Source organism: Bacillus sp. MT(2024) (assembly GCF_036362845.1).
GTDB lineage: Bacteria > Bacillota > Bacilli > Bacillales > Bacillaceae > Bacillus > Bacillus velezensis.
Genome location: NZ_CP143632.1, coordinates 1,911,248 through 1,920,147, shown reverse-complemented (window position 1 = coordinate 1,920,147; position 8,900 = coordinate 1,911,248). Strand labels below are relative to the sequence as shown.

Annotated in this window: 5 protein-coding genes; all 5 read left to right on the top strand. The window is 49.3% G+C overall.

Features of this window, described 5'->3' with window-relative positions:
- A complete protein-coding gene (locus tag VP472_RS09225; protein WP_146276900.1) occupies positions 1–3,804 on the top strand; it encodes a non-ribosomal peptide synthetase in 3,804 nt (1,267 codons plus the stop codon).
- A 74-nt stretch (positions 3,805–3,878) separates the two neighbouring features.
- Entirely contained in the window at positions 3,879–4,259 is a 381-nt protein-coding gene (locus tag VP472_RS09220; RefSeq protein ID WP_058906078.1) for a DUF1360 domain-containing protein, read from the top strand.
- Positions 4,260–4,380: 121 nt separating this feature from the next.
- Positions 4,381–5,919 carry a glycoside hydrolase family 10-like protein gene (locus tag VP472_RS09215; RefSeq protein ID WP_146276898.1) on the top strand — a complete coding sequence of 513 codons (1,539 nt, stop codon included), beginning with the start codon at positions 4,381–4,383 and terminating at the stop codon, positions 5,917–5,919.
- 140 nt (positions 5,920–6,059) lie between these two features.
- Complete coding sequence (locus tag VP472_RS09210; protein ID WP_058906076.1) at positions 6,060–7,202, top strand: acyl-CoA dehydrogenase family protein; 1,143 nt, start codon at positions 6,060–6,062, stop codon at positions 7,200–7,202.
- 44 nt (positions 7,203–7,246) lie between these two features.
- Positions 7,247–8,887, top strand: a complete 1,641-nt coding sequence (locus VP472_RS09205) for an AMP-binding protein (protein ID WP_146276896.1) — start codon at positions 7,247–7,249, stop codon at positions 8,885–8,887.
- The last annotated feature ends 13 nt before the right edge of the window (positions 8,888–8,900 follow it).

The following is an 8,900-nucleotide window of genomic DNA, read 5'->3' as shown; positions in this document are numbered from 1 at the left end:
ATGGACAAAACAAAAAATATCCAAAATATTTATCCCCTCAGCCGAATGCAGGAAGGAATGCTTTTTCATTCCTTTCTGCAAAAGGAGGGGGCTGCATATATCGAGCAATCCGTCTTCACCATAAAAGGCCGGCTTCGTCCGGAATTGTTTGAGCAAAGCGTACAGTCTGTCATCAGCCGTCACGATATTTTCAGAACGGTTTTTTTACCTCATGTCGCTCAGCTGAACGGCCCCCGCCAAGTCGTGCTGCGTGAGCGGGAATTCCGGCTGCACCGCGAAGATCTTACACATTTGGATGAAGCGGAACAGAGCGCCTACTTACAGCGATTTAAGGAACGTGACCGCTTAAAAGGCTTTGACTTGCAAAAGGATATGCTGATGCGTGTGTCTTTGTTTAAAACGGCTGACGAAAAATATGTATGCGTCTGGAGCCACCATCACATCCTTATGGACGGCTGGTGCCTCGGCATCGTCCTTCAGGAATTCATGCATATGTACCGGGCGATTGAATCAGGCTCACCCGTCACACTGGCGCCCGCAAAGCCTTACAGCACGTATATTACATGGCTGACTGATCAGGACAAAGACGCGGCTTCTGAGTATTGGAAAGGATATTTAGCAGGCTGCGAGACACCCTCAGGACTCCCGAAAATATCGGCCCGTCCCCAGGAAAAAGGCTACCGTAAGAAAGAGCTCCTGTTTTCTTTAGATCAAAATCTGACAGACAGGCTGAAAACCATCGCCAAAGAAGAGGGCGCTACGCTCGCGGTTCTTATGCAGACTGTATGGGGCCTGATGCTGCAGCGCTACAACCGGATGGACGATGCCGTATTCGGCGCCGTCGTATCAGGGCGGCCTTCCGTCATTGACGGCGTGGAAAGCATGATCGGGCTGTTTATCAATACCGTGCCGGTACGCATTAAAACGGGTGACGAAAGCTTTAGAGAACTGCTGGGCCGCAGCCAGAAAGAAATGCTTGATTCAGAGGCGTTCAGTTATCATCCGCTTGCTGACATCCAATCTCAGACTGAGCTGAAACAGGATTTAATCGACCATATCATCGTGTTTGAAAATTATCCGATTCAGCAGCAGATGAGAGACGCGGAAAAGGAATCGGATGCACCGTTCCGGATCGGGAATGTCAATGTTTCGGAACAATCGGGCTACGATTTTAACCTCATCATAGCGCCCGGCGATGAGCTGATCATCAAATTCAGCTACAATGCGAACGTTTATGACGAAGTATGGATAGAGAGCGTAAAAGGACACTTGGAAGAAGCGCTGCGCGGCGCCGCCTTCAATCCCGATGTTCCCGCTGATCGGCTTCCGATGCTCGGACAAAAGGAAAAATCAAGAATAATCGGCGAATTTAATGACACGAAAACAATTTATGAAAGAGACGAAAGCATCATCAGCCTGTTCAGCCGACAGGTGAAGAAAACCCCGGATCATCAGGCGCTTCACGCCGGCGGGCTGACGATGACGTACCGGGAGCTCGATGAACGGTCAACTGCGTTCGCCCGCATCCTGCTGGAAAACGGTTTGGCGCCAAAAGGAATTGCCGGGATTCTTGCCGAACGCTCACCGGAATTTATCATCGCTGTTCTCGCTGTATTGAAAGCGGGAGGGACGTACCTTCCGCTCGATGCAGAACTGCCATCCGACAGGATCGCCGATATGCTCACTGAGAGCGGAGCACAGCTGTTAACGGTACAAAAAGGGATTGAGACTGACGTTGACTTTTCTCACATCATCTCTATCCCGGCTGCAGCTGAAAAACAAACAGCTGAGGCGGGAAAACTGAATACCGTAACGTCACCTGAGGACCTTGCCTATATTATGTATACATCCGGTTCAACAGGAAAACCGAAGGGCGTGATGATTTCCAACCGCAACGTCGTATCGCTCGTGTCAAACAGCAATTACACGTCAGCCGGCACGACGGACCGTCTCATTCTGACAGGGTCCATCGGTTTTGACGCAGTGACGTTTGAAATCTTCGGAGCGCTATTGAACGGAGCGTGCCTTCATGTGGTTGACCGCACGACAATGCTTGCCCCTGAGAGGTTCGGCAATTATCTTTGTTCCAATCGTATTACGATTCTGTTTTTGACGACGGCGCTCTTTAACCAGTTTGCCCAGGCGGATCCGGAGATGTTTTCCGGATTGCACACCTTATATGTCGGCGGAGAAGCATTGTCCCCGGCGCTCATCAATAAGGTCAGACACCGCTGTCCGAATCTCAGCCTTTATAACATATACGGGCCGACGGAAAATACGACATTTTCTACCTTTTACGAAATCAGGCACGATTTTTCTCAGCCGATCCCAATCGGAAAACCGATCAGCAATTCAACCGCGTATATCATTGATAAAAATGGCGGACTTGCGCCGATCGGCGTGCCCGGTGAGCTTTGTGTCGGCGGGGACGGGGTTGCCAAAGGCTATTTAAACAGGCCTGATTTAACAAGTGAAGCGTTTGTCAGCCATCCGGTTCATCCTGAAGAAAAGATCTACAGAACAGGGGATTTGGCACACTGGCTGCCTGATGGAAGCATCGGATACATCAGCCGTATCGACCGTCAATTCAAGATTCGCGGGAAGCGTATCGAGCCGGCCGAAATTGAAGCGCGGCTGACTGAAATTGATGGAATCAGGGAAGCGGCAGTCATCGTGTCAGACGAAGGACAAGAAGCAACCCTTTGTGCGTATTATACAGGCGCACATGCTGAAGAAAGAGCCATTCGATCCCTATTGGCCAGGTCGCTTCCCGACTATATGATTCCGCAGTATGTGATGAAGCTTGACCGTATGCCGCTTACCGCAAACGGCAAAGTGGACCGCCGCGGGCTGCCTGCGCCGGACCGGAAAAAAGCTTCATCAAAAGCCGTTCCGCCACGAAACTGGGTAGAGCGTGAGCTGATCGACATTTGGACGCCGATCCTCGGCTGCGGAGAGCTGGGCATACAGGATGACTTCTTTGAGCTGGGCGGCCATTCTTTGAAAGCATTGCAAGTGATTCATCAGCTGAAGACCAGGCAGCAGATGGACGTCCCGATTGAAATGATATTTGAATATCCGACAATTGAACAATTGGCTGAAAAGCTGTATTCAAACACACTGTCAGAAGCTGCCGAACAGCATATCAGCAGACTGAATCAGCCGAAAGGCCGCAATCTTTTCTGTTTTCCGCCAATCTCAGGTTTCGGCATTTTCTTTAAAGATCTGGCGGCGGCATTAAATGGACGGGCTGCTGTGTACGGTTTTAACTTTATTGAAGAAGACAGCAGAATGGAACAATACATTGATAAAATGCTGGAAATCCAGCCGGAAGGCCCTTATATCCTCTTCGGATATTCGGCAGGCGGCAATACGGCATTCGAGGCTGCAAAAGCGATGGAAAAGCGAGGCTTAGAAATCAGCGACGTCATTATCGCAGACGCGTACAGAAAGCTTGACGCACTGCCGCAGCAGCCAACAAACGCAACAGCCGAAAATGTCCCGGAAGCCGTCAGGGAAGCGGTCATCAGAAAAACAGAGCGCTATCAAACGTACTGGGCGGAACTGATAAATGACGGCCAAATCGCGGCAAACCTCCATTTTATCGAGGCCGGCTTAAAGGAAGAGCACAATGCTGAGTCTGAGCCGAAAAAATGGGAAGGCGCCACAACGGGACTCTACCAGGAATATCAGGGCGAGGGAGCCCATAAAGATATGTTTGAACCCGCCTTTGCACAGCAAAATGCTGAGGTCATACTGGACATCATTGCAAACAGCGGAAGACGCTTGGCGCGGAATCTGTAACATCCGGCAGAATGACTGAAGAAGACAAAGGGCAAGATAGGGGAATCAAACTCAGTTTTTTTGGAGGCTTTGAGATGACGAACCTATCTTGGCTTACGTATGTAATGATTATTCTTGCCAGCTACCGGCTGACCCATTTGATCGTATTTGATAAGATTACGGAATTCATAAGAAAACCCTTTATAAAGCAAGAAAAAACCGTCGATCAAAACGGGCGCGCCGTCCAAAAAAAAGTCCCTTCCTCCGCATTCGGTTATATGCTGCAATGTTATTGGTGTGCGGGCATCTGGTGCGCCATATTAATTGGCATCTGCTATTTGGTCTGGCCCCGCTATGCACATCCGGTTATTTTCATTTTGTCCATTGCCGGAGCGCAGGCCATTCTTGAAACATGCGTCGGCGTCGGAACGAAGGTCATTGACGTGCTCGCCGCCATAAAACATAAAAAGTCCTGAAGCGTGTTGATTCGCTTTAGGACTTTTTTCTTTCCCTTTTAGGCTGAGAGGAGCAAAGCAGGCTTTCTGATTCACCGCCCGGAATGCTTCGGAATACCGTAAAGCAGAGAGGGGGAAAAACATGAAAAGCTGCCGTTTTAGCATGATATGGTTTTTGGCCGTTGTACTGACAGCCGGCATCTTTACGTTCTCAGCATCCGCACAAGCAAGCGGCACTCAGCCGGAGAGAGAAATGAGAGCCGTCTGGATCGCGTCTGTCACTAATATCGACTGGCCCTCTAAAAAAGGGCTGTCACCGGAAGAGCAAAAAAGAGAATACAGCAAGCTGCTGGATGACGTTCAGGAGATGGGGATGAACGCCGTTATCGTCCAAATTAAGCCTGCGGCTGATGCTTTTTATCCATCAGATTACGGGCCTTGGTCAGAGTATCTGACAGGAACACAAGGCAAAAATCCCGGCTACGACCCGCTTGCTTTTTTAGTTGAAGAGACACATAAACGGAATCTTGAATTTCACGCTTGGTTCAATCCTTACCGGATCACGATGAATCACACAAATTTGAATGCGCTTTCAGACGATCATCCCGCGCGTTCTCATCCGGACTGGGTCGCTGCATACGGAAAACAGCTGTACTATAATCCTGGAATTCCGGAAGTAAGACAATTTATAACGGATGGAATCAAAGAAGTGGTCAGCCGTTATGACATTGATGCGGTTCATATGGATGATTATTTTTATCCTTATAAAATTGCCGGACAGGAATTCCCCGATCAGGCGGAATACGAACGGTACGGAAAAGCTCACTTTGCATCAATTGATGACTGGCGCAGGGATAACGTCAACCGGCTTGTAAAAGAAATCAACCTAACCATCAAACGAGAAAAACCTTATGTCAAATTCGGAATCAGCCCGTTCGGCGTATGGAGAAATGCCGCAGATGACCCGACAGGCTCCGAAACGGCCGCCGGGGTGCGGAACTACGATGACTTATATGCTGATACAAGAGAATGGATCCAAAAAGGATACATTGATTACATCGCACCGCAAATTTACTGGAGTATCGGATTTAAAGCGGCGGCATATGACGTCTTAGCAGATTGGTGGGGAAAAGAAGTGAATAATCGGCCGGTGCATTTATATATCGGGCAGGCAGCTTATAAAATCAACAACAATGCTGATCCGGCATGGGCCGACCCGGGGGAATACGGAAGACAGATTACGCTAAACAGGGGATCAGCTTGGATTAAAGGAAGCATGCATTTCAGTTTAAAGGATTTAAACCGAAATCCGCTCGATGTAAAAAACCGTTTGATCAAAGACATGTACAGCCGGCTCGCATTAATTCCCGAGATGCCTTGGCTCGGACATTCCGCTTTAAAAAAACCGTCTGTCAAACGGGCGGAGAAGAACGCTTCAGGCCATACACTCTATATCGAAGATGCGAAATCCAACGGTAAAAAAACGGCTTATTACGCCATTTACCGCGCAGAAAAGGGAAAGCAGCCTTATTTAGTGGATACAGTCAGAAAAACATTGTCACGGACTCAGACATTTTCAGATACTGATATTCGGGCGAAAGAAGCCTGCACCTATATCGTTACTTCCGTTGACAGGCTTCACCATGAGAGCCGTCCCTCCGCAAAACGGACGATTAAATAGCCATTATTAATAAAACTGACAGTTGCCGCGCTGTCAGTTTTTTTGCGATGGATGAGTCCGAATGTTCAGACTTTATTTGGATGGAATGAATAAAGACCCCCATTAATAAAATGTAGAAAGCAGCAGAAGGAGGAAGGTTAATGAATTTTCAACTGACAAAAGAACAACAGATGGTGCGCGAAATGGTCAGAGATTTCGCCAAAAATGAAATTGCCCCGAAAGCCCATGAGGTTGATCAATCAGCCGTCTTCCCGATAGACACATTTAAAAAAATAGGCGAACTCGGGCTGCTCGGAATTCCGTTTCCGGAAGAATACGGCGGGGCGGGCGGTGACACCATTTCATATGCAGCAGCGGTTGAAGAAATCGGAAAAGCCTGCGGCAGCACGGGGCTGAGCTACGCGGCAGCCGTGTCACTCGGCGCAAGCCCATTATACTATTTCGGTACTGAACAGCAAAAGCAAGAACATCTTATTCCGCTTGCTTCGGGAAAAGCGCTCGGATCATTCGGGCTGACAGAGCCGAATGCCGGTTCAGATGCCGGCGGTACCCAGACAAAAGCCGAGAAAAAGGACCATGACTATGTGATAAACGGAGAAAAATGCTGGATCACAAACGCAAATTACGCCCGCACGGTCATTGTCACCGCCGTTACGGGAAAGAACTCCGCCGGAAAACCGATCATTTCAGCTCTCATCGTCCCGACAGACACACCGGGATTTACGATCACAAATCCGTACGACAAGATGGGTGTGAGAGGGTCGGATACGGCCGAGCTTGTGCTGGAGGATGTCAGGGTGCCTGCCGATAACCTGCTCGGTGATCCTGAAAAAGGTTTTAAACAATTTTTATATACATTAGACGGCGGGCGGATCTCGATTGCGGCACTGGCTGTCGGTATCGCTCAAGGCGCACTGGAGGCGTCCCTGTCATATGCGAAGGAACGCAAGCAGTTCGGCAGTCCGATATCGTCATTTCAAGCCATTCAATTTAAGCTGGCCGATATGGCGATGGAAATTGACCTTGCCAGACAAATGGTGCTTAAAGCGGCATGGCTGAAGGATCAAAACCTGCCATTTACGAAAGAAGCGGCATTCGCCAAGCTTTATGCTTCAGAAATGGCCGTCAGAACCTGCCTTCAGGCCATCCAAATTCATGGCGGTTCCGGTTATATGAAGGAATGCGGTGTCGAACGTATGCTTCGTGACGCAAAGCTGATGGAGATTGGAGAAGGAACGTCAGAAATTCAAAGAATGGTCATCGCAAGACAGCTTTTGAAGTGAAATGAAAACGTTTACTAAGACAGGGATGGAAGGGGGCAGGTCATATGGCTGAACTTATCCATTTAACAGCCGGAAAGCTGCTTGAGCGGACCGCGGAGCTTTTTCCGGATCATGAAGCGGTTGTTTACCCTGAGCGCGGCCTTCGTTATACGTATGCCGAGTTTGACCGGTTATGCCGGCAAACCGCAAAAGGGCTGATGAAACTGGGAATTGAAAAAGGAGATCATGTGGCCATATGGGCATCCAACATACCGGAATGGCTCGCGGCGCAATTTGCAACGGCGAAAATCGGCGCCGTTCTGGTCACCATCAATACAAATTTTCAAATCGCAGAACTCGATTACCTGCTGGCGCATTCAGACGTCTCGGCCCTGATAATCATGGATTCCTACCGGCAGACATCTTATGTTGAGATGGTGAATAAGCTGATTCCGGAGCTGAAAACTTGTGAGCACGGCAGGCTGCGTTCGAAACGTTACCCCTTTTTACGGACGGTGTTATATATCGGTGATAAAAGCCCGCCCGGGATGCACCGCTGGGATTCTTTGCTGAAGGAAGGCGAAGCTTTAACGGATGCAGCGCTTGACGGAAGGATGGACAGCCTGAAAAAGGATGATTGCATTCATATGCAATATACATCAGGTACGACCGGATTTCCGAAAGGCGTCATGCTCTCACATTTTAATATCGTAAATAACGCGGCCAATATCGCAGAATGCATGAAGCTTACTTCAAGTGACCGTTTATGTATTCCCGTGCCGTTTTTCCACTGCTTCGGGTGTGTGCTCGGCGTGCTGGCATGTGTTTCCGCGGGTGCGGCGATGATTCCGATCGAACAGTTTTCTCCGCCGGCCGTTCTGAAAACGGTGGAGCAAGAAGCCTGCACGGCTCTGCACGGTGTACCGACGATGTTTATCGCCCTCCTAAATGACAGCCGTTTTTCTGAATATGATCTTTCCCACGTCCGAACCGGGATTATGGCAGGCTCGCCATGCCCGGCGGAAGTCATGAGAGAAGTGATCGGCAAAATGGGGATGACCGGCATTACCATTGCCTACGGACAGACCGAAGCATCACCTGTCATTACGCAGACAAGAACGGATGATTCATTTGAAAGAAGAGTGGAAACAGCGGGGCGCGCGCTTCCCCATATCGAAGTCAGAATCGTTCGGCCCGGAACATCCGGAGAAGCCGCCCGGGGCGAACAAGGAGAGCTCTGCACCCGCGGATATCATGTCATGAAAGGTTACTATAAAAATCAAGAAGCGACCGAAGAAGCGATAGACAAGGACGGCTGGCTGCATACCGGTGATTTGGCTGTCATGGACGAGGACGGGTACTGCAAAATCACGGGCCGTCTGAAAGACATGCTGATCAGGGGCGGCGAAAATATCTATCCGCGCGAAATTGAGGAAATGTTATATCGGCATCCCGCAGTGGCAGACGTTCAGGTCGTCGGCGTGCCTGATCCGAAATACGGAGAAGAGGCCGCGGCGTGGGTCAGGCTCAAAGACGGACAAACCGCTTCCGCAGAAGACATCAGAACCTTTTGCAAAGAACATATCGCCCGCTATAAAGTCCCCAGGTATGTTTTGTTTACAGATGAATATCCAATGACAGCCTCAGGAAAAATTCAGAAATTCAAGCTGCGGGGAAAAACGATTGAAGAGCTCAAATTAACTTAATGAAAAAGGAGTG

Excerpts from the sequence above, each read along its gene's own strand:
- VP472_RS09215 (WP_146276898.1), top strand. The coding sequence starts at position 4,381 with ATGAAAAGCTGCCGTTTTAGCATGATATGGTTTTTGGCCGTTGTACTG.
- VP472_RS09220 (WP_058906078.1), top strand. The coding sequence starts at position 3,879 with ATGACGAACCTATCTTGGCTTACGTATGTAATGATTATTCTTGCCAGC.
- VP472_RS09210 (WP_058906076.1), top strand. The coding sequence starts at position 6,060 with ATGAATTTTCAACTGACAAAAGAACAACAGATGGTGCGCGAAATGGTC.
- VP472_RS09205 (WP_146276896.1), top strand. The coding sequence starts at position 7,247 with ATGGCTGAACTTATCCATTTAACAGCCGGAAAGCTGCTTGAGCGGACC.
- VP472_RS09225 (WP_146276900.1), top strand. The coding sequence starts at position 1 with ATGGACAAAACAAAAAATATCCAAAATATTTATCCCCTCAGCCGAATG.